The sequence below is a fragment of the Marinagarivorans sp. genome (assembly GCF_982758155.1).
On the sequence record NZ_CEXWTU010000053.1, the window covers coordinates 1 to 24166 of the forward strand.

The 24166-nt window shown below is 47.6% G+C and carries 21 protein-coding genes; 12 read left to right on the forward strand and 9 right to left on the reverse strand.

Annotated features, from left to right (window positions below):
• Positions 1-2445: carbamoyl-phosphate synthase large subunit (carB, locus tag AC3A8L_RS08225; RefSeq protein WP_487961756.1), on the reverse strand; the 2445-nt coding region annotated here is incomplete at its 3' end.
• Positions 2446-2583: 138 nt separating this feature from the next.
• Positions 2584-3729 carry a glutamine-hydrolyzing carbamoyl-phosphate synthase small subunit gene (gene carA, locus AC3A8L_RS08230; RefSeq protein WP_487961757.1) on the reverse strand — a complete coding sequence of 382 codons (1146 nt, stop codon included), beginning with the start codon at positions 3727-3729 and terminating at the stop codon, positions 2584-2586.
• Between the two features lie 368 nt (positions 3730-4097).
• Here carA and AC3A8L_RS08235 point away from each other — a divergent pair, with 368 nt between their 5' ends.
• A complete protein-coding gene (locus AC3A8L_RS08235) occupies positions 4098-4976 on the forward strand; it encodes a sulfite exporter TauE/SafE family protein (protein WP_487961758.1) in 879 nt (292 codons plus the stop codon).
• A 237-nt stretch (positions 4977-5213) separates the two neighbouring features.
• On the opposite strand, the gene AC3A8L_RS08240 is transcribed toward AC3A8L_RS08235, so the two are convergent.
• The gene (locus AC3A8L_RS08240; RefSeq protein WP_487961759.1) at positions 5214-5516 is read right to left on the reverse strand and encodes a hypothetical protein; all 303 of its coding nucleotides are present in this window, start codon (positions 5514-5516) and stop codon (positions 5214-5216) included.
• Positions 5517-5981: 465 nt separating this feature from the next.
• On the opposite strand from AC3A8L_RS08240, the gene AC3A8L_RS08245 reads away from it, so the two are divergent.
• The 6 genes from AC3A8L_RS08245 (at position 5982) to AC3A8L_RS08270 (ending at position 13755) form a co-directional block, all read left to right on the forward strand.
• Complete coding sequence (locus tag AC3A8L_RS08245) at positions 5982-6851, forward strand: SMP-30/gluconolactonase/LRE family protein (RefSeq protein WP_487961760.1); 870 nt, start codon at positions 5982-5984, stop codon at positions 6849-6851.
• A gap of 182 nt (positions 6852-7033) precedes the next feature.
• The gene (locus AC3A8L_RS08250) at positions 7034-7189 is read left to right on the forward strand and encodes a DUF3012 domain-containing protein (protein ID WP_487961761.1); all 156 of its coding nucleotides are present in this window, start codon (positions 7034-7036) and stop codon (positions 7187-7189) included.
• A gap of 44 nt (positions 7190-7233) precedes the next feature.
• Entirely contained in the window at positions 7234-7986 is a 753-nt protein-coding gene (locus AC3A8L_RS08255; protein ID WP_487961762.1) for a lipoprotein intramolecular transacylase Lit, read from the forward strand.
• Positions 7987-8222: 236 nt separating this feature from the next.
• Entirely contained in the window at positions 8223-10895 is a 2673-nt protein-coding gene (locus AC3A8L_RS08260) for a DUF1592 domain-containing protein (protein WP_487961763.1), read from the forward strand.
• Between the two features lie 58 nt (positions 10896-10953).
• On the forward strand, positions 10954-12246 hold the full coding sequence (locus AC3A8L_RS08265; RefSeq protein WP_487961764.1) for a DUF1552 domain-containing protein: 1293 nt from the start codon (positions 10954-10956) through the stop codon (positions 12244-12246).
• A gap of 120 nt (positions 12247-12366) precedes the next feature.
• Entirely contained in the window at positions 12367-13755 is a 1389-nt protein-coding gene (locus AC3A8L_RS08270) for a class I SAM-dependent methyltransferase (protein WP_487961765.1), read from the forward strand.
• A gap of 47 nt (positions 13756-13802) precedes the next feature.
• Here the strand turns inward: AC3A8L_RS08270 and AC3A8L_RS08275 are convergent, their stop codons facing one another.
• Together AC3A8L_RS08275 and AC3A8L_RS08280 are read right to left on the reverse strand one after the other, a co-directional pair.
• Positions 13803-14525 carry a YebC/PmpR family DNA-binding transcriptional regulator gene (locus AC3A8L_RS08275; protein ID WP_487961766.1) on the reverse strand — a complete coding sequence of 241 codons (723 nt, stop codon included), beginning with the start codon at positions 14523-14525 and terminating at the stop codon, positions 13803-13805.
• 311 nt (positions 14526-14836) lie between these two features.
• Positions 14837-15304: an MOSC domain-containing protein gene (locus tag AC3A8L_RS08280; protein WP_487961767.1), complete on the reverse strand. Its 468-nt coding sequence runs from the start codon at positions 15302-15304 to the stop codon at positions 14837-14839.
• Positions 15305-15440: 136 nt separating this feature from the next.
• Here AC3A8L_RS08280 and AC3A8L_RS08285 point away from each other — a divergent pair, with 136 nt between their 5' ends.
• On the forward strand, positions 15441-16115 hold the full coding sequence (locus AC3A8L_RS08285; RefSeq protein ID WP_487961768.1) for a peroxiredoxin-like family protein: 675 nt from the start codon (positions 15441-15443) through the stop codon (positions 16113-16115).
• Here the strand turns inward: AC3A8L_RS08285 and AC3A8L_RS08290 are convergent.
• The 3 genes from AC3A8L_RS08290 to AC3A8L_RS08300 form a co-directional block, all read right to left on the reverse strand.
• Positions 16105-17193 (reverse strand): mechanosensitive ion channel family protein, encoded by a 1089-nt coding sequence (locus tag AC3A8L_RS08290; protein WP_487961769.1) that lies wholly within the window; start codon positions 17191-17193, stop codon positions 16105-16107. The two genes, AC3A8L_RS08285 and AC3A8L_RS08290, sit on opposite strands and share 11 nt — an antisense overlap.
• Positions 17194-17415: 222 nt before the next feature.
• Positions 17416-17706 (reverse strand): hypothetical protein, encoded by a 291-nt coding sequence (locus tag AC3A8L_RS08295; protein ID WP_487961770.1) that lies wholly within the window; start codon positions 17704-17706, stop codon positions 17416-17418.
• Positions 17707-17730: 24 nt separating this feature from the next.
• Positions 17731-18276, reverse strand: coding sequence for a PilZ domain-containing protein (locus tag AC3A8L_RS08300; protein ID WP_487961771.1), 546 nt, complete (start codon positions 18274-18276; stop codon positions 17731-17733).
• Positions 18277-18389: 113 nt separating this feature from the next.
• On the opposite strand from AC3A8L_RS08300, the gene AC3A8L_RS08305 reads away from it, so the two are divergent.
• Genes AC3A8L_RS08305 through AC3A8L_RS08315 form a run of 3 tightly spaced genes read left to right on the forward strand, consistent with a single transcriptional unit; the run spans position 18390 to position 21622 of the window.
• Positions 18390-19634 carry a lipoprotein-releasing ABC transporter permease subunit gene (locus AC3A8L_RS08305; protein WP_487961772.1) on the forward strand — a complete coding sequence of 415 codons (1245 nt, stop codon included), beginning with the start codon at positions 18390-18392 and terminating at the stop codon, positions 19632-19634.
• A 60-nt stretch (positions 19635-19694) separates the two neighbouring features.
• Entirely contained in the window at positions 19695-20384 is a 690-nt protein-coding gene (gene lolD / locus AC3A8L_RS08310; RefSeq protein ID WP_487961773.1) for a lipoprotein-releasing ABC transporter ATP-binding protein LolD, read from the forward strand.
• A complete protein-coding gene (locus tag AC3A8L_RS08315; RefSeq protein WP_487961774.1) occupies positions 20381-21622 on the forward strand; it encodes a lipoprotein-releasing ABC transporter permease subunit in 1242 nt (413 codons plus the stop codon). Before lolD ends, AC3A8L_RS08315 begins: the two co-directional genes overlap by 4 nt.
• Positions 21623-22043: 421 nt before the next feature.
• Here the strand turns inward: AC3A8L_RS08315 and AC3A8L_RS08320 are convergent, their stop codons facing one another.
• Positions 22044-22496: a DUF2062 domain-containing protein gene (locus tag AC3A8L_RS08320; protein ID WP_487961775.1), complete on the reverse strand. Its 453-nt coding sequence runs from the start codon at positions 22494-22496 to the stop codon at positions 22044-22046.
• Between the two features lie 233 nt (positions 22497-22729).
• Here AC3A8L_RS08320 and AC3A8L_RS08325 point away from each other — a divergent pair.
• Positions 22730-24166, forward strand: a 1437-nt coding sequence (locus AC3A8L_RS08325) for a ComEC/Rec2 family competence protein (RefSeq protein ID WP_487961776.1), incomplete at its 3' end; no start/stop codon positions are given.

Below are 24166 nucleotides of genomic sequence, written 5' to 3' on the forward strand. Positions count from 1 at the left end.
CATTTTGCGCACTTGCTCGCGCATCTCGGCTTGCACGTCGTCAGCTAAAGAGTATGGCGGTAGCGAGCAGGCTGAATCGCCCGAGTGAACGCCACACTGCTCAATATGCTGCATGATACCGCCAATAACTACGTCGGTACCGTCTGATACGGCGTCGATATCGACTTCGATGGCGGCGTTCAAAAAATGGTCCAGAAGAACGGGGGCATCGTCGCTGGCTTGCACGGCTTCGCGCATGTAGCGCTTAAGTTCTTGTTCGTTGTGTACAATCTCCATTGCGCGGCCGCCCAGAACATAAGAGGGGCGAACAACCAACGGATACCCAACACCCGGTGCACGGCTGATGGCTTCTTCAGTGGAGCGAACAATAGCGTTAGACGGTTGCTTAAGGCCTAAGCGTTCGATCATTTGCTGGAAACGTTCACGGTCTTCGGCGCGGTCGATGGCTTCTGGGCTGGTACCAATAATGGGTACGCCTTCAGCTTCGAGGGCGCGGGCAATTTTAAGCGGGGTTTGGCCACCAAACTGTACGATTACGCCTTTGGGTTTTTCTTTGTGAACAATTTCGAGTACGTCTTCAAGTGTGACAGGCTCAAAATACAGGCGGTCAGAGGTATCGTAATCGGTGGATACGGTTTCTGGGTTGCAGTTAACCATGATGGTTTCAAAGCCATCATCACGCGCTGCAAGTGCTGCGTGTACGCAGCAGTAGTCGAACTCAATACCTTGGCCAATACGGTTGGGCCCGCCACCTAGTACCATGATTTTTTCGTTGGTAGAGGGCAGGGCTTCGCATTCTTCGTCGTAGGTAGAGTACATGTACGCCGTTGAGGTAGAAAACTCGGCGGCACAGGTATCAACACGCTTATAGACAGGGTGGATATCGAGTTTGTGGCGGTAATCGCGCACCATCTTTTCGCTAACGGCTAGCAGCTGGCCTAGGCGCTTGTCAGAGAAACCTTTGCGCTTTAGCTGGAACATGGCAATAGCGTCGATTTCGCTGAGCGGCTTAGAGCTTAAGCTTTGCTCAAGCTTGACAATTTCTTCTAGCTGAACCAAAAACCAAGGGTCAATTTTAGAAATATTAAACACTTCTTCAACGCTCATGCCCGAGCGGAAGGCGTCGCCGACGTACCAAATCCGGTGCGCGCCAGGTGTGGCTAAGTCTTGACGAATCTCTTGCATGGCGCCTTCGTCGTTAAGGTTCACGCGAGGTTCTAAGCCGCAAACACCTACTTCTAGGCCGCGGAGGGCTTTTTGGAGAGATTCTTGGAAGTTGCGGCCAATCGCCATCACTTCACCAACAGACTTCATTTGTGTTGTTAGGCGTGCATCGGCATCGCCAAATTTTTCAAAGGTGAAGCGTGGGATTTTGGTAACGACGTAATCGATGGTGGGCTCAAACGATGCTGGGGTGCCGCCGCCGGTGATGTCGTTTTGCAGTTCGTCTAGAGTAAAACCTACAGCCAATTTGGCGGCGATTTTAGCAATGGGGAAGCCTGTAGCTTTGGACGCGAGTGCGGATGAGCGCGATACGCGCGGGTTCATCTCGATCACTACCATGCGGCCGTCGACAGGGTTGACCGAAAACTGCACGTTAGAGCCGCCGGTTTCAACGCCGATTTCACGCAGTACTGCCAAAGAGGCGTTACGCATGATTTGATATTCTTTGTCGGTCAGTGTTTGCGCTGGCGCTACGGTAATTGAGTCGCCAGTGTGAACGCCCATTGGGTCGAAGTTTTCGATAGAGCAAACGATAATGCAGTTGTCGTTTTTGTCGCGAACAACTTCCATCTCGTATTCTTTCCAGCCCAATAAACTCTCGTCAATGAGGAGTTCGCTGGTTGGTGATAAATCGAGGCCACGGGTACAAATTTCCTCGAACTCTTCCCAGTTGTAGGCAATTCCGCCACCTGAGCCACCCATGGTAAATGATGGGCGGATAATGACGGGGAAACCGAATTCTTTGGGAACTTTTAGGGCTTCTTCCATTGTGTGCACAATGTAGGCGCGGGCGGTATCGAGGCCGATTTTTTTCATGGCCTTGTCGAAGCGTTGACGGTCTTCGGCTTTGTCGATAGCGTCTTGGGTTGCGCCAATTAGCTCGACATTGTATTTGTCGAGAACACCGTTTGCGTGCAGGGCCAGGGCGCAATTAAGTGCTGTTTGGCCGCCCATGGTGGGCAGAATTGCATCGGGGCGTTCTTTTTCGATGATTTTTTCTACAGTTTCCCAGGTGATGGGTTCGATGTAGGTGGCGTCGGCCATTGAAGGGTCGGTCATGATGGTGGCTGGGTTAGAGTTCACCAAGATAACGCGGTAGCCTTCTTCGCGAAGGGCTTTACAGGCTTGTGCACCTGAATAGTCAAATTCGCAGGCTTGGCCAATAACAATGGGGCCTGCGCCAATAATTAATATACTTTTAAGGTCGGTACGTTTTGGCATGGTTGTATCTTCGTTCCGGCGGTAATGGTTGAGGCTGGCGCCTGCGTAAAATTATGTTATGTGTCGATGCTTTATGTAGATGCTATGTGACACACCCAATGATTAAACTGAAGTCATTGGGTGTGTCGAGGCTAATGCTTAGCCTTTTTTAGCTTCTTGCATTAATTCAATAAAGTGATCAAACAAGGGCGCAGCATCATGCGGGCCAGGGCTGGCTTCAGGGTGGCCCTGAAAGCTAAACGCGGGCTTGTCGGTGCGCTCAATACCTTGTAGCGAGTTATCAAATAATGACTTGTGTGTGGCTTTCAAGTTGGCCGGCAAGCTTGTCTCGTCAGCGGCAAAACCATGGTTTTGGCTGGTAATCATGACTTCGCCCGTGTCCAGGACTTGCACTGGGTGGTTAGCGCCATGGTGGCCAAACTTCATTTTTTGCGTTTTTGCGCCACTGGCCAAAGCCAGTAGCTGATGCCCTAGGCAGATACCAAAAATGGGGAGGTTGGCATCAAGTAGGGTTTTAATCGCTTCGATAGCGTAGGTGCAGGGCTCTGGGTCACCAGGTCCGTTGGATAAAAATACACCGTCGGGATTCATAGCTATGACATCGCTGGCAGGCGTTTGCGCGGGAACAACCGTTAGTTCGCAACCGCGATCCACTAGCATGCGCAGGATGTTGGCTTTTGCGCCGAAATCATAGGCGACTACTTTAAAACGCTCGCCTTCGGGCAGGCCGCCAAAGCCTTCGCCGAGTTTCCAGCTGCCAGAATCCCATGTGTGGGCTTCTTTGCAGGTCACTTCTTTCGCTAGATCCATGCCTTTTAGGCCACCAAAATCTTGCGCCGCTTTGAGTGCGGTGGCTTCATCAACTGCGCCTGTCATTATGCAGCCGTTTTGCGCGCCTTTATCCCGTAAAATACGGGTGAGGCGGCGGGTGTCGATATCAGCAATGCCCAGAATGTTGTGCTTTTTTAGGTAGCTATCGAGGTCGCCTTGGCTGCGAAAATTGCTCGCAATTAGGGGGAGGTCTCTAATAACCAAACCTTTGGCCCAAATCTTCCCGCACTCTTCGTCTTCGTCGTTGGTGCCAACGTTACCAATGTGGGGGTAGGTTAGGGTGACTATCTGCTCTGCATAGGAGGGGTCGGTTAAGATTTCTTGGTAGCCAGTAATGGCCGTATTAAATACGACTTCACCAACGGAAATGCCTTCAGCACCAAATGCGGTGCCACGGAAAACACTGCCGTCTGCTAGGACGAGAATGGCAGGGGTTAAGGCCCGGGTAGTCAACGTGAGATCCTCCAGGTGTGGCTATTGCTAGCCTCTATAAAATTAAAACGAAAGCGTGTGTGCAGTTTGTTTTTTGCTACTGCGCTGCAGGTAGTAGCAAAAAATTTGGGCTGCAAAAAAGCGAGGTGCAACTTGCGCTCCACCTCGCTTTCATCAAATTTGGTTATCAGCGTATTTTAGTCAACAGTTTTTGTCTGCAAATAGCTTGGCTTTTAAGTTCAAGCTGGCAATTCCTGTTTCACAAAACGCAACGGCTCAATAGTGCCTGATTTGGCGCCGGATTTTACGTGAGAAGGTGGTAATTGTCCATGAGCAATTAGGGATATATTATCACCTCGGCTCTAATCTTTTGATGAATTGTTTGGGTCTTGATAAGTCGTGATGTTAACTTTTTGGAGGAGTCTGCAGTGGTGCTGGAGTGGGTGGAATTGCTTGGGACGTTGTTTATGCCAGCGATATTGGCAGGGCTAATTGCGGGGTTATTTGGGCTGGGGGGCGGAGTTGTGATAGTCCCAGCGGTTTATTATGTATTAACAGGAATGGGATTGGCGGCAGAGTTGGCCATGAGTATGTCGATTGCGACATCGTTACTCACTATAGTGGTAACGGGTTTTTCGTCCGCTTTGGCGCATGCTCGTTTAGGTCATGTTGATGTTGATTTGCTGAAAGTTTGGGTGCTGCCATTAATTGGCGGTGCAATTTTAGGCAGTGTTTTGGTCGCAAACTACAGAACGCCTTCACTTATTGTTTTCTTTGGTTTGTTTTTATGGCTTGTTGCGTTGTTGAACGTGTTGATTCAAAAGCGAAGGCAGCCCGCTAGTGAGCCTTCGGTTGAGCGATTTTCTGTGCGCGCGGCAGCATTGTTGTGTGTGTTTGGTATTGGAGGTGTGTCGACATTGGCGGGAGTTGGCGGCGGTACCTTAAGTGTTCCATTGCTGAAGGCTCAGGGACGGGGGACGCATAACGCTATTGGCACGTCGGCGGCGATGGGTTTTGTTTTGGCGTTGATGGCGTCTCTCAATATGCTATTTTTGGGGGCGGTTGATGAAGGGCGCCCGGCTGGTACTGTGGGTCTGATTTACCTGCCGGCTTTGGTTGTAATATTGCCGTGTACGGTATTTTTCGCGCCTATGGGCGCACGCATAGGTAAGAAAATATCAGCTGGGGTGCTGGATAAGCTTTTTGTTTTACTGTTAGTTGTGGTGGGTGCAAAAATGATGTTGAGCGGCATTAAGGCTTTGGCGTAACGGCTCCCACCGCGTTGGCTACTGGTACTGCTGGGTGGTGAAATGAGGGGCAAGGAGGTAAGCCATTATCACTATGCTGGCTTTTCTCTTCCCCTCCTCTTCGCTACCGGAAGTGTTGCATGCCTCGGTAATTGCTCTTCGATGTCATGCTTCTGCCTTGGTGTATTCTTTCGGCCTGCTTCCCTGCAGGCTTCTTCGCTAATTGGACAATCTATTATTGCTTACCCTTACGGGTTTTTAGTTTTTAAACGAATTTAACAGTTTGGACGCGCCTTCTTTGGTTTCTTTCGCGGCTTTCTCTGCTGCTTTGGCCGCTTCTTTCGCTTTCTTTTCAGCTGCATCGGCTGCCGCTTGTGCTTTTGCCTCTGCGGCCGCAGCGGATTTCTTGGCATCATCCGCTGTAATACGGCTAGCGGCTTCGTCGGCTTTCTCGGCGACTGATTTGGTTGCATCGGCAGTATTGGTGGTGTCTTTTTCGCCGCAGCCAATTAATGCTGTGAGGGCTGTTACTGAAATTAGGCTAAGGATGAGATTTTTCATGGTTGCTCCTAAGTGGTTTATTTGGGTCGTGCTTGATTTGGATATTATTGCTCAGGTACGTCGAGGACCGTGAGCAAAACTTACTTGGTCATTAAGTTTGGGCGCAATGGTGGTGTTTATTAGACTCTGCTCTTTGTGGTCAATGTCTTACAACTTGTGCTCAAGATGTCGCCTATTACCTTTCGTGAGTATTTTTTAAACTGTGCGCCATGGATGACAGGGACGATTGACCAAAAGGATGGGTCAAGCCTACGAAATAGGTTCTGTGAGTTTGGGCCGCTACATTTATTGTAGCGGCCTTTTTTTTGGCCCGTAGTTTGTGCTTTGAGCGTACCTCGGGCTCGCTTATGGCGCCTGAATAGGGTTTGTGCGATCATGCCTGCCTTAAATAAGCCGATATTTGATGTTGTTTCGGCATGAATCTATCGGTGCTGTAGCGCGCCAGTTATTGAAGAGTAGAGTCTTATGAGTCAAGTTGAAGTCGCCCTTAAAATTAAAGCTAGCCTAGGCGAGTGCCCACGTTGGGATGAGAAAGAGCAGGTTTTGTATTGGTTGGATATTAATGCTGGTCAGCTTCATCGCCTTGACCCGAAGACCGGTGAAGATACTTTTTTGCAGTTTGATGAAGAGATTGGCTGCTTCTCGTTGCGAGAAAAAGGTGGGTTTGTATTGGCAATGCGAACGGGCCTTTACACAATTGATGGCTGGAACATCGAGCGTACTTTTATAGCAGACCCTGAAGAGGGTATGGATAAAAACCGCTTTAATGATGGTCGTTGTGATGATAAAGGACGTTTGTTTACGGGTAGCGTCTATCCGCCCAAAGATTACGGTGGCGCGAGTATCTATTCTTTAAGCTCGAATGGTGATGTGAAGAAGTGGATTAAAGATTTGTTGACGGCTAATGGTATTGCGTTCAGCCCTGATAATAGAACTTTTTATTATGCGGATACGCCAAGCCACGCTATTAGCCGGTGCGATTTTGATTTGGAGTCCGGTGAGGTGAGTAATTGTTCTGTATTGCATCAATTCCCTCTTGGTAATGGTCGGCCCGATGGAGCTTCTGTTGATAGTGAGGGTTTCTACTGGAGTGCCCTGTATGAAGGTGGCCGAGTTGTACGTGTTAGCCCTCAAGGCGAAATTGTTCAGGAGATTATAGTGCCTGCTAAATGCCCGACTATGGTGGCTTTTGGTGGCGGTGATCTAAAAACACTCTATATAACGACTGTTGGTGGTCGGCCTGATGAAGAGTTGGCTCAGTTTCCTGATTCGGGTTCTGTTTTCTCTGTGCGTGTTGATGTGGCTGGTCGTATTGAAAACCGTTTTGCCGGTTAGCACGAGAGGTTGACAAAAAAGGGGGCGCGGCCTCCTTTTTTATGTCCCTTGATTTGATTGCACTTTTTACGAGTAGTAAATGGTCTAAATGTTAACTTGCGCCTTGCGATCTGGGCGGCTTTGGTGGCAAATAGGCTTCTTTGTTATTTTAATTATTATTCTGTCTTTTTTGGGGGTAGGGTGTGAAAAAGTATTTGCTGGTTGCGTTGGTTGTTTCGTTGGCGGGCTGTGCCAAAGTGGGAAGTGAGCGTTGGTGTGAAAACCTTGAAGGTAAGCCTAAGGGCGACTGGAGTATGAATGAAGCTTCTGATTATGCAAAAAATTGCATACTGAAATAATACTATCTCCCTTTTTTATTTGATGACTGCCGCCGAGGTCTGTTGTGAATTCGCTCGTTAAAGAATTATTGTCCGCCGTTACATTTGCGTTAACCAGCTGTTTTCTGGCATTTGGTTTATCGTGGGTGGTGTTGTATCAGCTCGACTTTTCCTATGGGCTATGGCATGACGTGGGCGGCATTGGTGATGCTATTGAGCGCTTTGGCCCAGAAAATTATTATCGTACGGGCTTTGCTGATACCACTAAAGAGCAGCGCGAGCAGTTGTTCCAGCAAATTAATTATGCCGTTCATCATGATGGTGACGGGTTGGAATCGATTATCTATACGGTACCAAACCACCCGACTCAAACCTTGCTGACAGACGATGAGGTGATTCACCTTAACGATGTTGCTCACTTGGTGAATAAGGTGGAGTGGATGCTCGTTTTTTCGGCGCTAATTTGGGTGTTTGTGATGTTCTATTATTACAAAGCGCGATTGCGGCCCCCTTCTGTTTTGCATCAATGTTTGGCGTTATTAGCGTTGATGGGGATCTTCGTGTTGGCGCTGATTATGATTGGTCCAACAAAGGCCTTTAGTCAGATGCATGAATGGGTGTTTCCACCGGGTAACCCTTGGTTTTTCTATTATCAGCAGTCGTTAATGTCAACAATGATGTGGGCGCCTGTGCTTTTTGGCTGGATTGCGGCTCAGTGGGCTGTTTTTACGCTCATTATTTTTGGCTTTATTCAGTTTTTATCGTTACGCTTCTTGCAGCATCTTCGCTCCTCATCTGCTGTGTCTTCAGTGGAGTAAGCCTTCTCTTTTTTGGTGATATTTCCTGGTATCGATAGTCATTTTGACTTGGAATAAATTTCTGTCAGTTTGTTCGGCATGTGGGGCTATTTCAGCCATAAAGCCACATGCTTGCCAACTTCATCACGGATAAATCACCATATTCTTGTTAATATTTCCCTGTTATTTAAAGGGCGCGCCAATGTCTATCGGTGTCGTCAGGTGATCATTCTGGGAGCTCTAGATGAGGAAGCACTATGAATAAAATTTTAACGGTAGGATTGCTGTCGGCAACATTAGGTGCCTGCGTTGGTCCTGTTGATACAGGTTCAAGCAGTTCAGAAACAGTGTCGTCTAACAGCGTGCAATCAAGCTCTAGTGAAACCACGGTTGTTTCGAGTAGTTCAGTTGTCGTTAGTAGCTCTTCGAGTGTGGCTTCTTCTGCGCCTTCATTTAATGGTAATGCTATTGCAGGGAAGGGTGCGTTTGGCACAAATTGTGCTGGATGCCATAGCGATACTGATAATGATGGGTATTTTGGCGGCAGTGGCGATGATGCGAAAATTGGCGCTGTCGACCCTGATGATCTTGGTAGCCCGATGACTTCCGCTGGCTACGACGGTAATTCCATCAATGCCCTTGCAGCATTCATTGGTGCTCAAATGGCTCCTGCAAGCTGTGGTGAGCAGTGTGTTAATGATACGGCTGCTTATATTTGGTCTTTGCGTGATGGTATAAAGGGCGAGAGTGCCGTTGCGGCTTCATGTGAAAACCCTAACGATGTGCATTACGGTAAGCGCGCGTTGCATGTATTAACATCTTATGAATACAATAATTCTTTAGCTAAACTTTTTAGTGAGCCATTAAGTGTGGATTATTCATCGCCAGCTAAGGGTGGTTTAGATGCTCTGGTGGCGAGACTGCCAAACCATTTAAGTATTGAACTTGGTGAGCAACGACTAAATACCTTTTACGACAATACCAATGAAGTCGTTGACTGGGCTATGTCTACTCCTGGAGTATTACCATTTTCTTGTGATGATGCCGTTTCTTGCGCAAATGACTTTATTACCGAATTTGCTTATGTTGCTTACCGACGTGCATTAAATGACGAAGAGCAGGCTGAAATTACGGATATCTTTGTGGGTGCCGCAGATGTGGAATCTGGTTTGCGTTGGGCGTTAACGACGGTACTAATGTCACCTAACTTCCTTTATCGCTCGGAGTTGGGAACAAAGGTTTCTGAATTACTAGCTAACCCTGTGGTTGCTCCTGGTACTGATTTTGATTTTCAGGGTGCCCCTACAGTTCTTGACGATTTGTCGATTGAGCGTTACACGCGCCTAACCGTTTCAGGTGGTTCTACCGCGCGTTATGAGTGGACTGGCAATGATCTTATTGCTTTAACTGTTAAAGGCGCTCAGAGCGATAGAGGTTTTTGGCCAATATTGACAATTGGTTCTTCTGCCAACGGTCAGGATGCAACTATAGAGGAGCTCACAATTGATCACACAGGCTTTCGAACCTACTACCTTAATGTCGATGTAGCATCTGGTGGAAGTGTTTATTTCTTGCATAACGCAAATGTAAATAATGATTACACTGCACTACCGATTGAAATTTCTAAATTGTCTTTGGGGGTGTTGGGCACATCAGAGCCCGTACAGGACGATGTCGTGAAGTTAATGGCTGCAGATCAATCAGCTTATGCTCTAGACCCTTACGAGTATGCTTCAGCTCTTTCTTTTGCCCTAACTGGTTCGGGGCCGTCAAAAATCTTACTTGATGCAGCGGTAGGTGGTGAACTAGTTGATGTGGCCAGTCGTGAGGCACATGTTGATGAGTTGATTGATTCACCGCTTGGTATTGCTCATGTCGAACGTCTTGCGGGTAAGTGGTTCCGCACCGACGGCTTGACAAGTAAAACGCGTAATAACGATGCATTTACACGTGACGTTAGAACGTCGATGATGCAAGAAATACGCGAAATCTATAAACACGCGTTTTATAACGGTAACTTCCCAGGTATTTACAGTGGTGAGTACACCTTTTTGGATAGTACTCTTGCCGCCTTCTACGGAATGCCTGGTCAAGGAGGCTCTTCACATGGCAATTTCGCCTTTGTTGATACTGCAGATACGCGCCGTGGTGGTGTTATTGCCTCGGGTGGATTTATGGCCTACAACGCCCATATGGATTACACCTCACCGATTCAGCGGTCTGCGCACTTTCGTCAAGATGTTTTGTGTCAGGCTATCCCGTTGCCGACCAATTTACCTGACTCAGATGCTCGAGATGAAGCTGCATTGTTAGCGAAGCAGCGTCTTAGCGAGGGCAGCATTACGACTGAGAAATGGTATGACATTCAAACGAATATCCCAGGAGCATCGTGCGCAACTTGCCATAACGCGTTGATTAACCCCCTTTTTGGTATGGATGATTTTGATAATGTGGGCCGTTTGCGCCCCGTTGTGGCTGGTCGAATTGTTCAAGATGGCCTGACTCTGGTTAACGATGTGGCGGTACCTCAGGGGACAAGTAACCTTTCTGTTGATGCTGTGAATGATGGAAGCTATTTGTATGCCTATGATGCTGTTGGATCACTATCTTACGAAGAGGCTGATGCCGCGAAATTAGTTGGTGATGGTTTACTCTTTAGTGGCGCCAAAAATCTGGGAGAAGTGATTGTGGAAAATAATTTGCCGGGAATTGGGGCGTGTTTAATTGAGAAGTCAACGCGCTATGCTCTTGGTTATACTTTAAATCGCGCATATTTGGATCCTGCTGAAACCGACGGGGTGACTGATGATCAGGCCTCTGAGTTTGCTTGTATGCAGGATGAACTAGAGGTTGCATATTCTCAGTCTAAGAGTCCTCGTGATGTGGTTAAAGCGATTGTTATGTCTGATGCTTTCCGATTCCGTAAATAATATGTGTTGCAGTGGAGAACTCGTTTCTCCGCTGCAATAACCACAGAAGGTTATTTCTATGAAAATTTTAAACAAAACACAATTGCCAAGTGAAAAAGCGGTTGAGTCTCAGAATCGTCAGAATCAAAAAGCGCGACGCAGCTTTTTAGATCTTGTTGCAAAGTCGGGCGTTGCATCTTCGACTTTGCGCTATTCGAGTTTGCTTGGTGGTGTAATGACTGCCCGTTATGCGCAAGCTCAAGAAAGCCCCAAACGTGTAGTTTACTGCTACATTCACAGTGGTTCGCCATCAGACTGGAGGCCTAGTTCGGCTTCGAACATGGGTGGCTCTTCGTATCATTATGGCCCTCAAAGCCATAATGTTGCTGGTATTTCACATTTCCGCGGTATTGATACTGAAGTTGCAGGTCATGGTGGTGCACGTCAAGCACTGGGCGGTAACTATTCTCCTGGCACTACCGCAGATGGAAAGTTGGGGCCGATATTAGGGCCAAGTAGTTACTTCTCTACAATATTTTTAGGGTCAAATGCTACTGATTCTGGCGTAGGCCCAGGAGTGGTTATTGGTGAAGGTACTCCGATTGATGATCCGCAGCAGGCGCTCAGTAAATTTTTTGGTGCGCTGCCGGAAGTTGGAACGGATGATACTTATAAAAAGTCCTTTGTGGCTCAAAAGCGTGCTATTGAAAACATTAAGAATAAGTTAAGCTCTGCGGAATATGAACGTTTAAATACACATTTCTCTGCGATTGAAGCGATAGAGCGGCGTATTACGGAGCAATCTACTGCGGAAGCGCCTGATCTTAACGCGTGTAAGCCCAATATCCCTGGTGGTTATGACGACTCCTCAAATGCCGGTATGGTCGAACATGCCAAGCTGCAAGCAGATGTTATTGTTGCAGCGTTTAAATGCGATTTAACACGTGTCGGTGTGCTCCAGATTGGAACCCATCAGGGCACTGGCTGGACTTATCGTGGCTTTGATGGCCACAGTGCAGCACACTCTGGTGGTGCTTCTGTGTGGAATCAAATGATGACAGATAAGTTCGAAGTCCCGGCTTACTTTATTAAAAAGTTGACCGATACAATGGATTCCAACGGCAACTCACTTATTGATAGCACTGCTTTTTGCCAAGTGAGTTGTTTCGGTAATGGCTTGTCGCATGCTTCTACCAATGCGCCATTCCTGCTAGCAACGAATCTTTCAGGCTTTAAGGGTGGGTTCTCATCAATGAGTACTGGTGCAACCTCGCGTGATTTCCATGCCGATGTTGCTAGAGGCTTAGGTGTCGATAGTTCTGTTGTAAGTTTTGGGGGTGCCGCTGGCGGCAATACGGGCTTACTTTCTTAAGTATTACTTATAAGTACTGATTGGTAGAAACACCTTGAAAAAGCCCCGCTACAATTTTTGTAGTGGGGCTTTTTTTGTTAATCTACGGGTAATTAATCTCTAATTGTAATTAGGCATCTTATGACGACAGCAGCAGGCTTTAATTTTCCAGCAGGTATTCTTATTTGTCCTGTTTGTGCAAAAGATATTAATGGTGTGCAGTGTGATGGCTGTAAAAGCGAGTTTTTCTCTTTGGGGGATATACCCTGCGTTTTTACATCCGGCATTAATCAAAAGAAGTTGTGGCAACATCAAATGGCGATGATGGAGGCGCAAGGCAGTGAGGCGCTCGGCAATTTAGACTATTTGTTGGAGGGTTACGATATATCTGCTTTAACGCGTAATCGATTAGGGGAAGCTCGGGCTTCAATGGAAGAGAGTCTGAATGTCATTCTTTCGCAATTTAGTGAGGGTGGCTTGGTTGCTCAGCGGGATGAGCACTTTGAGCAAACAACCGTTGAAAATCCAACCGAATATTACCACCATATTTTGCGGGATTGGGCTTGGGATAATGAGCCTAGCCCGTATTTTGAAACCAATGCGAATGATGCTAACTTAAAACGCGTATTGGATGTGTGGGACAGCCCTAAGCCTGAAAGAATGTTGGTTCTTGGTGCTGGCGCAGGGCGTTTAAGTTGGGATCTACACGAGGCCTTAAAGCCTCAGCTAACGATAGCGTCGGACATCAACCCTTTTTTGCTAACATGTGCGCATAACTTAATTAAAGATCGAAAAAACATATCATTGCCTGAACTCTATACCTACCCTCAGGTGGGCTACCCATTCTCTAAATCTTGGCAGATGGTCCCACCTACGGATTCTGATAATCTACGTGGTCAGTGGTTTGCGTTAGGTGCTGACGTGTGGAATATGCCGATGCACGAATCAAGTGTTGATACGATTGTCACCTCTTGGTTGCTGGATGTAACGGGGGGGGATATTAAGGATTTAATCGCTGTCGTTAGCTACCTACTGAAGCCGGGCGGTACTTGGATTAATACTGGTCCATTGCTGTATTCTCGCCAAGTGAGCTTTGATATGAAGTATTCGGCGGAGGAGATCTTAAACTTTGCAGAAATGACAGGTTTTGTGATCAATAAACAGAGTGTCGATGAAATTGCTCATATGGTTTCACCGCTAAATGCCCGCTTTCATCATGAGCAATTACTCACTTTTAGTGCCCAGAAAGGCAGTGTGGCTTATGTCATTCCAGAGGTCAGTAATCTGGATGAGTGGTTAACCCCTCCGTGGTTGGTGATGCATCATTTACCGGTACCCGCTATAAACTTTGAATGTGAAATGGGGCATGAGTTTATCGGTCAAGTATTATCACTGGTTGATGGCGAGAAGAGTATTCATTTGATTGGGCAATTACTGCAATCTAGTATGCCTGCAGGCGTTTCGGCGAAAGAGGCAATTGTGGCGCTATTGGGGCAAATATTACAGCAGATGGCTATTGCGAAGGCTTAGTGGGCAAGGGCGGCTTCTAAGCTGAAGCCGCCCTGTCATTCTAGCGATTAATCCGGCAGTTCAGCGTTGTGATAAACCTCTTGAACGTCATCGCAGTCGTTTAGCATATCCATAAACTTATCGAACACTTCGACATCTTCTTCTTTGAGTTCTGTGTGCAGTTGTGGAATAAATGTGATTTCTTCCACGTCGATGGTGAGGTCAGGAAAGGATTCCGCAAGTGCTGTTTTGGCTTTAAAAAAGTCAGTTTGAGGGGCGAATACTGTAATTACGCCATCTTGGTTTTCAATTTCCGCGACATCAACATCGTGTTCCATCAATGCTTCTAGGACCGTGTCTTCATCGTCATGTTTAAAGCTGAAGATGGCTTGATGGTCGAACATGTGAGCAACAGAACCTTGTGCTCCGAGTTTGGCTTTTGCCTTGTTGAAACAGGTGCGAACATCGCCGAAAGTGCGGTTGTTATTGTCGGTTAAGCAATCGACGATAACCATACAGTTGCCTGGCCCGAAGCCTTCAAACCGAACGGTGATGTAATCCTCGCCGCCGCCACCTTTTGCTTTGTCGATGGCTTTATCGATAACGTGACTAGGCACCTGTTCTTTTTTGGCTTTTTCAATTAAGCGGCGCAAGCTGAGGTTGGCGCTGGGGTCAAAGCCGCCATTTTTGGCACAAACGTAAATTTCTTTGCCGTATTTAGAGTACAGCTTGGTTTTCATGGCGCCGGTTTTCGCCATCGAGGCTTTGCGGTTCTCGTATGTTCTTCCCATGGGTGCTCTCTTATTCTACGTGTTACGAGCGCAGGCGGGCCGCGCTCCTTTGCTAGTATCATGTTGTAAAGGATGCTCAGTATTATGCCGTGTTGTTGCGCGCGTGATAAGCCTTGTCTCCAGCTAAGCGATAGATTAATCGTCGTTAAGGGCGAGATCTTAATCGTTTATCCAATAAAGTGAAGGCATCGGCCTTCTTATCGATGCTGGAGTCTCTAATTAGAGAAACGCCTACGATGGAAGATTTGGAGTGGCTTAGGAAAGGTTGCCGGAGCGTGAGTCTGTGAAATATTGCTTCCGCGTCTATCAGATTAGATAAGCTTTGGTTGTTGCTGAGGTTTAGTGAGCTTTACCGTGTCGCCTACTTTGATGTAACCATCGTGAATAACCTTGCAGCAAACACCAGCCATGAATGCCGGTTTAAGTAGCTCTTGCAGCCCTTGAACCTGCTCACCCATTCGGTAGCACGGGTCGCATTCTTTTGTGATTTCTAGCACGGCTTGGCCGATGGTCAGCGTGCTACCGATATCATCTTGGTTAAATACGATGCCTGAAATCAATAGGTTGGCTCGGCGAATGAGCCAGTCGATGGGTTGCCCGTAAAGTGATGCGATAACTTGCCAGCTATCTGCACTTAAAACGGTGACTTGTCGCTTGGAGGGTTTTCCGCGAGAGTCACCAGCGATCCCTGCAGTTTGCGTAATGGATGAATGCGTAAGTGTTTCCATGGCTGCGCGCTTCTGGTTACGTCGAGCAATGCCTTTGAGAGTTAATGTCATAGAATTGTGAAACCTTTTTCCCTTTGAATGGATTAGGATAGCCGATGTATTCTCGGGTTTTTAGTTAACGTGGGAATAAATGTTGTGGCGGCATCAGTCCCATATTAACAAAACCACTTAGATTCAGGAATTTTGTATGTTAAATGTAATAAGTAGCGGGTCATTAATGGCGAGTATAAGAGGTCTGGCGCTTGGGTTTGTATGTACTATGGGGTTGGTCTCGTTGGTTCATGCTAAAGAGGCTGAGGTGCCAACCAGTGCCGACGATGTCAGGCCAATTTTAATCGGGCAAAAGGTGCCGAAGCTTACATTGAAAAATCCTGCGGGAGAAAATGTGAAGCTTCATAAACTTTTCAAAGACAAGCCCGCATTGTTGGTCTTTTACCGTGGTGGGTGGTGCCCTTATTGTAATTTGCACTTATCGGAATTACGAAAAATAGAACAACCGCTGAAGGATCTCGGTTTTCAAATCATAGCTGTCAGCCCCGACAAACCTTCAGAGCTACAAAAAACGGGCGAAAAGAATGAGCTAGGTTATACCTTGCTGTCCGATAGTGATGCAGCGGCGATTAAGGCGCTTGGGCTTGCGTTTAAAGTGGGTACAACCATGAGCGTGGCTATGAAAACATTCGGTGTTAATTTAGAGGAAAGTTCGGGCGAAGATCACCATTTACTCCCTGTGCCCGCGGCCTTATTGGTCAATAGTAAAGGTCTGGTTACCTTTAGCTTTGTTGCGCCCAACTACAAAGTCCGGGTCGATAATGATGTGATTATGGCTGCGGCTAAAGCACAGTTGAAGGCTAAGAAGTAAGCGTTTCAGTCCTGTGATATGCCACGTCGTGCGTTAGTGGCGTGGCTAGATTAATACCGGCTTCTTGCGCCAAGCGTTGAGTGAGCTGGTTAATGGTTCTGCGTAAATCAATTAAGCGTGCAGGGGATTTAGTGTGGAATATGAGTCCCCATTTTAAAGCGTGGTCGCCGGTCTCTAATAAAACGGCTTTCATCCCGTGATCACTCTCGTAAGGGATACGCTGATCTGTGGCAATTAAGGCCACATCATTAAAAAGCTTTTCAACCTGTTCTGCTGGCGTGTTATAGCCAATATTGAAGCTTAAACATTCGCGCAAACCTTTATTGGATGCAAAGCGCGATAGGTTGCGCAGGGTGTGATCGCGCAAGGCGGTATTGCGAACCATAATGCGATTGTTGTGTGCGATATCGAAAAGTTCGGTATGAAACATTTTTGTTTTAAAAACTTCTGCAATCATGCCGTTTGGCAGTTCTAAAATGTCACCTTCTTCGATCATGTCACTGTTAAGCAGTATCAGCCCACTAATAATATCGGGTGCCCAGGATGCTTGGGTTAAGGCGAGCATGACACCAATGACACCAATGACGCCACCGGCTTCCAGTAAATTGCTAAACCCTAGCTGTTGAACGATAGCGACAACGGCCAATATAATAAAAATAAGACTGGCAAGTAGGGAGAGTGCACGTGTTTGGTAGGTGGGGATTGTAATGGTTTGCTCACCAATGGTGCGGCTTTTGCCAAAACGTTTGAATATAAAATAAGCGCTAATGAAATTGCCGAGATAGCAGAGGTAAACACTAGCTGCAATGGCAAGGGCCGTGACTAGGCCGTATTGCTGGCTTAGCTCGGCGGGAACTTCGGCGTACATAATGGCGGAGATAGCCGCTAGGCACACCCCTCGAATTAGCGCGACACGAAGTGCACGTTTAGGCGCGGGCGCTTTACCGCTGTAGCGTTCAACCAGGGCTTTGGCGAATACCATACTGGCTAAACTAAGCAGGCAAAAAATAATTTCTGCCAGTGTTAATGCTTGGCCCAATAGCTGAAATCCGGGGATTAATTCGAGTTCATCGGGCACAGGCTAAAGACCTTTGATTCGGTTGGCAGTTAGGTGGAATCTTAGCTGAGAGGCGAGGAGGGAAATATGTATCCACTAATACTCGATCTCTACATTCTTACCGTTATTGCTACAAATGCATATGTGCGAGCATGCACGCCTTAAGCGCTTTGGTAAGAATGCAATTTTTCTTCGCCGCTAAGGCTAAGACGGGGAGACAGTGCATGACCTCTACGAGCTATTTTACTGAGCAAGAACCACTGAGTGGATAACATGCTCACCTTCAAAATACACTTTAAAATTTTCGTATTCCCAGGTGTAAATAGCGGGGTCGCCAACGGGGCCGGTACGCGCAAGTGGTTCACCATATTGTGCTGAGACCTGATCTTTGCTTGCGCCAGTACTTGGGCGTTGGACATTCCAGTAGTCGCCTTGTTTACCTAAAGGAATCGTGACTGTCTCACTGAATGCTGCTGGGGTGTACAGTCCAGCACAAAGGGTAAGGCTGGCTAAAATGCTGAGAGTGCGTTTCATATTGGCTCCTAATTAGGTCATACATTAAGCCTGTTGCTGGGCTTTTGTTAGTGCTTTGGCTATTACTTGCTGTTGCGTCGCCTCAAGGCGATAAAACTTAGCGGCTACGTTATAACTATTGTCGCGACTTTCGCAACGAATAATTTGTGCAAAGGTTATCACGGGGGTGAATTGAGGTAAAAAAATGATTCTCAAAACGACAAAACTGTTTTTATAAAGCATACGTGGGCTTTTAAAGGCAATGCCGTCTTGGCTCAGGCTAATGCGGGTCTTGGGCAAATGCTTGTAGCTACTAAATACGGTATGCCGGGCGAGCAAGTCGATTTTATCATTCAGCAGCTTTAAGTAGCTCGCAACGCCGGGTTGCTTGCCAGCAATAACGCTGGCTGCTTGCTGCGTTTTGTGATCAATAGCCGCCAGCGCTTCGAGTACATGCCAAGAGGGGCCTTCGCTGGTGACATCAATAGCGGCTATATGTTGTGCCGTTTGCGCGTCAACGGGATGTACATCAAAAATCACATCATCATCAATGCGGAAGAACTCTCGTCGATCGTGTGCTTCTTGGTTCATGGGTTACCTTTCAACGGCTCGTGATTGGGTCTTCATTTAGGATAGACCAGCTTCAATCGCTACGAGGCATGGTGAGGCTTGTGGTGGCGCTGTTTATTGGGTCTAATGCGCCCATGCAAAATACTCTCCCTATTGTCATTGGACTTCGTTACCTACGCGCCAAGCGCAGTAATGCTTTTATATCCTTCGTTAGCCTATTTGCTTTTTTAGGTATGGCGCTGGGTGTTTTCGCATTGATTGTAGTGCTTTCAGTAATGAACGGCTTTGATCGCGAGCTAAAAGAGCGCATTTTACGCACAGTACCGCATGGTTTTATTCAACCCGAAAACGGTCTTGCCGATCCTGAAGCACTAATGGCTTTATTGCACGACACCCCGAACCTAGTCGGTTTGGCGCCTTATGTGCAAACCAATGGCTTGTTAACCTATGCCGGTAATGCGCGCGGCGTGAGTGTGGTGGGGGTTGACCCTGTCTTCGAACCGTCGGTGTCTGATGTACAAGATTTCATGTCGCAGGGGCAGATGAATGCTCTGCGCGGTGGTGAATATCGTATGTTAATGGGTGGGCTGCTGGCACGCTTTTTGGGGGTAAGTCTTGGCGATAAAATCACCTTAACACTGCCTGAGGTGGCGGTGACTCCAGCGGGTGTTTTCCCGCGCAGCCGCCGCTTTACCGTCGCGGGTATATTTGATACTGGTGCGCAAAGTGATCAGTCTATGGTGATGATTCACTTACGCGATGGCCAAAAGTTATTGCGTTTGGGGAATAAAAGCCAAGGGCTGCGGGTTAAAACCGACGATATCTACAATGCGCCTCAAGTGTTGTCGCATATGGCTAAAAATATTGGGCGGCCCGTTGTGACCCAAGATTGGAGTCAAACCCAAGGGCACTTATTTCAAGCGGTAAAAATGGAAAAAACCGTCGTAGGTTTTTTGCTCGGTATTATTGTCGCGGTTGCGGCGTTTAATATAGTGACGAGCTTAGTCATGATGATTGCTGAGAAACGCAGTGATATTGCCGTCTTGCGGACTATGGGGTTAACGTCGCGAGGTGTTGTAGCGATTTTTATGGTGCAAGGGCTTACATTGGGTGTTGTTGGGGTTGGGCTAGGCGCTATATGCGGTATTTTAGGTGCGCTTTATATTTCTGATGCGGTCGCTTTTCTAGAGCAATTTTTTAATGTTCAGGTCTTTGACCCTAGCGTGTACTTTGTTACGCGCTTACCGTCGGAGTGGCGCTTGCACGACAGCCTTGTTGTTTGTGCTGGCGCATTGGTGGTGAGTATTATTGCTAGCGCTTACCCCGCTTACCGGGCTAGCCAGATCGCTCCAGCGGAAGCTTTACGCTACAACATTTAAATCGTCCCTTATTTCCCCACGTCATTCGGCAGTGGGTTGATTAATCAATAGGTTGAATGCATGACTGCAGTTTTAGAATGCCAAGGTGTTGCCAAAACATATGGCCAGGGAGCATTACAAGTTGAGGTGCTTAAGGGCTTGGATCTACAGTTGATGCCCTCTACGCAAACAGCCATTGTTGGCGCTTCTGGTGCTGGTAAATCGACGCTATTGAATATTCTTGGGGGGTTAGATCGCCCCAGCGCCGGTATTGTGCAAATTAATGGCGAACCCTTTTCTGCACTTAGCGAAAACGCGCGCGGACGAATTCGTAACCATAGCCTAGGTTTTGTTTATCAATTTCACCATTTGCTGGGGGAATTTACGGCGCTCGAAAATGTAGCGATGCCGCTGCTTATCGCCAATCAACCCAAAAAAAAGGCTTATCAAAAGGCCGAGCAACTGTTAGCACGGGTGGGGTTGACGGCGCGTTTACGGCATAAACCCAGCGAGTTATCGGGCGGTGAACGTCAGCGCGTTGCCGTAGCTCGCGCTTTAGTGTGCGATCCTGCGTGTGTATTGATGGATGAGCCGACGGGTAATCTTGATAGTCAAAACGCAATGGCCATTCGCGAATTGATGTTGGAACTTAGCCAGCAGCTGGCAACCGCGTTTGTTGTAGTTACACACGATATGAGCATTGCCCGCCAATTAGATAGAGTATTGGAATTGAAAGACGGTTGTTTGGCCGTGTTGGATGCGCCTGAATGAAACTGCCTATTGCGCGTTTTTCACTGTTTATTGGTTTGCGCTATGTTGGCGCCCGTGAGCGAAATCTATTAGTCGCGTTTTTATCGCGCGTGTCCATGGCAGGCTTGATCGTAGGGGTAGGGCTTTTAGTGGTGGTCTTATCCATTATGAATGGCTTTGATCGCGAGCTGCGCGAGAAAATTTTGAGCTTATTGCCGCAGGCTTCGGTGTATCACCGCGAAGGTGTTGAAGATTGGCCAGCCTTAAAAAAAAGGCTTGAAGGTTACCCCCATGTCGTGGCGGCTTCGCCCTTTGTTGAAGTCAGAGCGTTAGTCGGAGTCGCAAATAGAGCGGAGCCCGTTGCTATTTACGGTATAGCGCCAAGCGCCGAGCGCCATGTTTCGGATATTGCTCAATATCTTTCTGAGGATGCATTGGCTGCGTTAGAAACAAACAGTGATCAAATTATCTTGGGTGCTGGTATTGCCGAAAAGTTAGCTGTAAAAGCTGGCGATAGCGTTATGGTTATTGTGCCGGACAACCAAAACCCGCGTGCGCCACCCAGTATTACGTATGTTGATGTTGCCGCTGTAATCACAACACAGACCGAAGTGGACACCAAGTTAGCGCTAATGAATCTCGAAAAAGCGCAAACACTGACACTGGACGGCCAGGTTACTGGTATGCGGTTAAAACTGGATAACCTGTTCGATGCTCACGATATTCTTTGGCAGGTGATTATGGATCTTGGTCGTGGCTATTACGGTAATAGCTGGCTGAGTACACATGGCAACCTTTACCACGCAATCCATATGTCAAAGCGCTTAGTGGGCTTGCTGATGTCACTGATTGTGGGTATTGCGGCGTTTAACGTGGTCTCCACCTTGATTATGGTGGTGGTTGAAAAGCAAGGTGCCATTGCTATATTAAGAACGTTGGGTGCTAGCACGCGCGAGATTATGGCGGTGTTTATTGTGCAGGGAACGGTAATTGGTATTGTGGGCGCGTTGCTAGGTGCGATTTTAGGTATTGCTCTATCCTTCGTTGTTGGCGACCTTGTACGCCTGTTAGAGCAGTTGTTAGGTGTCCAGTTTTTAAAATCCGATGTTTACCCGCTGACTTATTTACCTACGGATATTCGTTGGGAGGACATACTGCAAGTGGTTACCACTGCCATTGTGCTGTGCCTGTTGGCAACACTTTACCCTGCTTGGCGCGCGAGCCGAGTTAACCCAGCCGAAACCTTGCGTTATGAATAGCTAGCGATGTCATAGGGCCTAGGAAAAAATATTTCATCTAATAATACTTGCCTCCTGCCTCCTGCCTCCTGCTTCCTCAACCGCGTTGCTCAAAGCGTTACATGCTTCGCATGCGCGGGCGAAATATTGTTTCCTCTCTCCTATAGTGGCGTCTGATCCATCTGCGATTGCTTATGTTGCTGCGGGGGCAGTGACTGATGTGGTAAAAGTGGTTAAGAGTTACTAAAACGGTATGCGTAGCGGTAAGGGGCTTCTTGTTATAAGGAGCCCTTTTTTTTGTTTTTAGGGGCGAGGCAATAATAGTTTGTCCAATTAGACGAAGAGACCGGCTTTCTTATCGAGGCGTTTAAAGGGGCGCATGCCGGGGCATGTAAAGCTTTGAGCAACGAAGGTAAGGAGGTCGAGATCAAGTATTAGTGGATTAAATATTGTTTCCTCGTCTCTTACGCGTACGCCAACGGGCAATGACTTGCCAGCGCCATACCCACTGGATAATGAGATAGCTCAAGCCGCCTGAGCCAATACCAAAAGCGAGTGTGCCCACTAAAAAGGGTTTCCATGCTTCTAAAAAAAAGCTTCTAAACCATTCCCACGAAGCGTGAAAATGAAAGGACTCGATGGGGATTTGTAAAATCCAACAGCCAGCGATGTAAGCCGCGTAATAAATGAAAGGGAAGGTTAGTGGGTTGCTGATCATCACAAGTGCAAGTGCAATGGGTAAATTGCAGCGAAACCACAAAGACGCGACAGCCACTAAAGGAATATGGCCGATAGGAATAGGCAAAAAGCAAATGACTAAACCAATAAGAAAGGCACTGGAAACAGAGTGGCGTGTCAGGTGGAAAAGGTTAGGGTCGTGCAATAGTACGCCCAAAAAACGAAGCCTTGAGCTGTTTTTGAGGGCTTTGGGGTCAGGTGACCATCGTTTTAAAAACTTCCTTGGCATTATCGTTTACGCGCTAGTACATCAAGCTTTTAGTATAGATGAGGCGCTGCGATAGCCCTCCGGTTGGGGCGTTATTATGCCGTTAAAGCGAAGCAGCAGCTAGCTTTATAGTTTACGGCCTAGGTTGGGCTGGATATTGATAGACACAAAGGAGTGTGAATATGCATAGGGTTGCTGTTGTTGCTGCGGGGATGGGGCACGTGGTTTTATATGACGAGCTGCCCCGTTTTTGGTGGTTACTCGCTTTAATCTTTTTCGTGGGGTGGTTGACTGTTAGCTACTGCCAGCGTGCCCGGGCGTCTGTGCCTATGCAGCCCACATTCGCGCTCAAATTATTATCAACGGCGAGTCAACTATTGGTGCTTTTTTCGCTGGCTGCCGGTTTAGGTAGTTGGCGACTAGAAACCTTGGTTTCAGCTCAATTACCGCATTCACTCGATAAAACAAAACACTCGCTTTCTGTGCAGGTGGAGTCTCTTCAGCTGACCTCTTCTCTTCGCGCGCAGTTCAGTGCAGTGGTTCTTGATCATTCTAATGCAGATAAGGGTGCGACGCAGTCACTGATGGGAAAGCGTTTACGCCTGGCTTGGTATTCACCACCGGAACTTGCTGTTGGCCAGCAGTGGCAGGTTGAAGCTATTTTACGACGCCCTCGTGGAATGATTAACCCCGGTGGCTTTGATTATGGTGTTTGGTTGCTGGGGCAGGGGTTTCAAGCCACCGGTTACGTGGCCACGAAATCAGAGGCTACTTTAGTGGGGGCTACGCCTCCATCGCTACTGCGGGTTTTTCGTGAACATCTTCGTGGCGCCATGCAGGCAATAGCGGCTGAACCTGCTCATCGTTTTTTTACCGCGCTATTAATGGGGGATCGCCAAGCGCTAACGGTCGATGATTGGCATGTTTTGCAGGCGACGGGAACCGTGCATTTAATGGCGATTTCAGGTTTGCATGTTGGCCTTGTTGCGGCGTTGGGTTTTGCTTTGGCGGCATTGGGCGTACGTTTGTTACTTGGGGCTGGTTGGCTGCGCTCTGCGAATCCATATCGCTTATTTCCGCCGTTGTTTGCAATGGCATTATCATCGGGCTATGCACTTTTAGCGGGTTTTTCTGTGCCCACGCAACGAGCATTAATTGCCGTTGTTTTGGTTAATATTTTGTGGGCTATTGGCATACGCTGTTCGCGCTGGGCTTTGTTGGCGATCGCCTTATTATTGGTGAGTGTCGGTGAAACGTTGGCGTGGTTGCAATCGGGTTTTTGGCTGTCTTTTGTTGCAGTGGCGTTTTTATTGGCTAAGTATGACGGCACGGCGGGGCGCTCAATTGCAGATTCACGATATCAGCGTTTTAAACAAGGGCTTTTCACTGCGGTTAAAGTGCAGTGTTTATTGTCTGTGGGGCTTTGCGTTCCCTTGTGGTTGTTAGGTTTTCCTGCCAGTTTGTTGTCGCCATTCGCGAACGTATTGGCTGTGCCCTTGGTCGCTTTATTGTTTGTGCCGGCGCTTTTATTTTGGATTCCGCTAAGTTTTACTCCACTTAGTGACATAGCTTTGTTTCCATTGGCTTGGGCGTTTAATATTTTATGGTCTGGGCTTGCT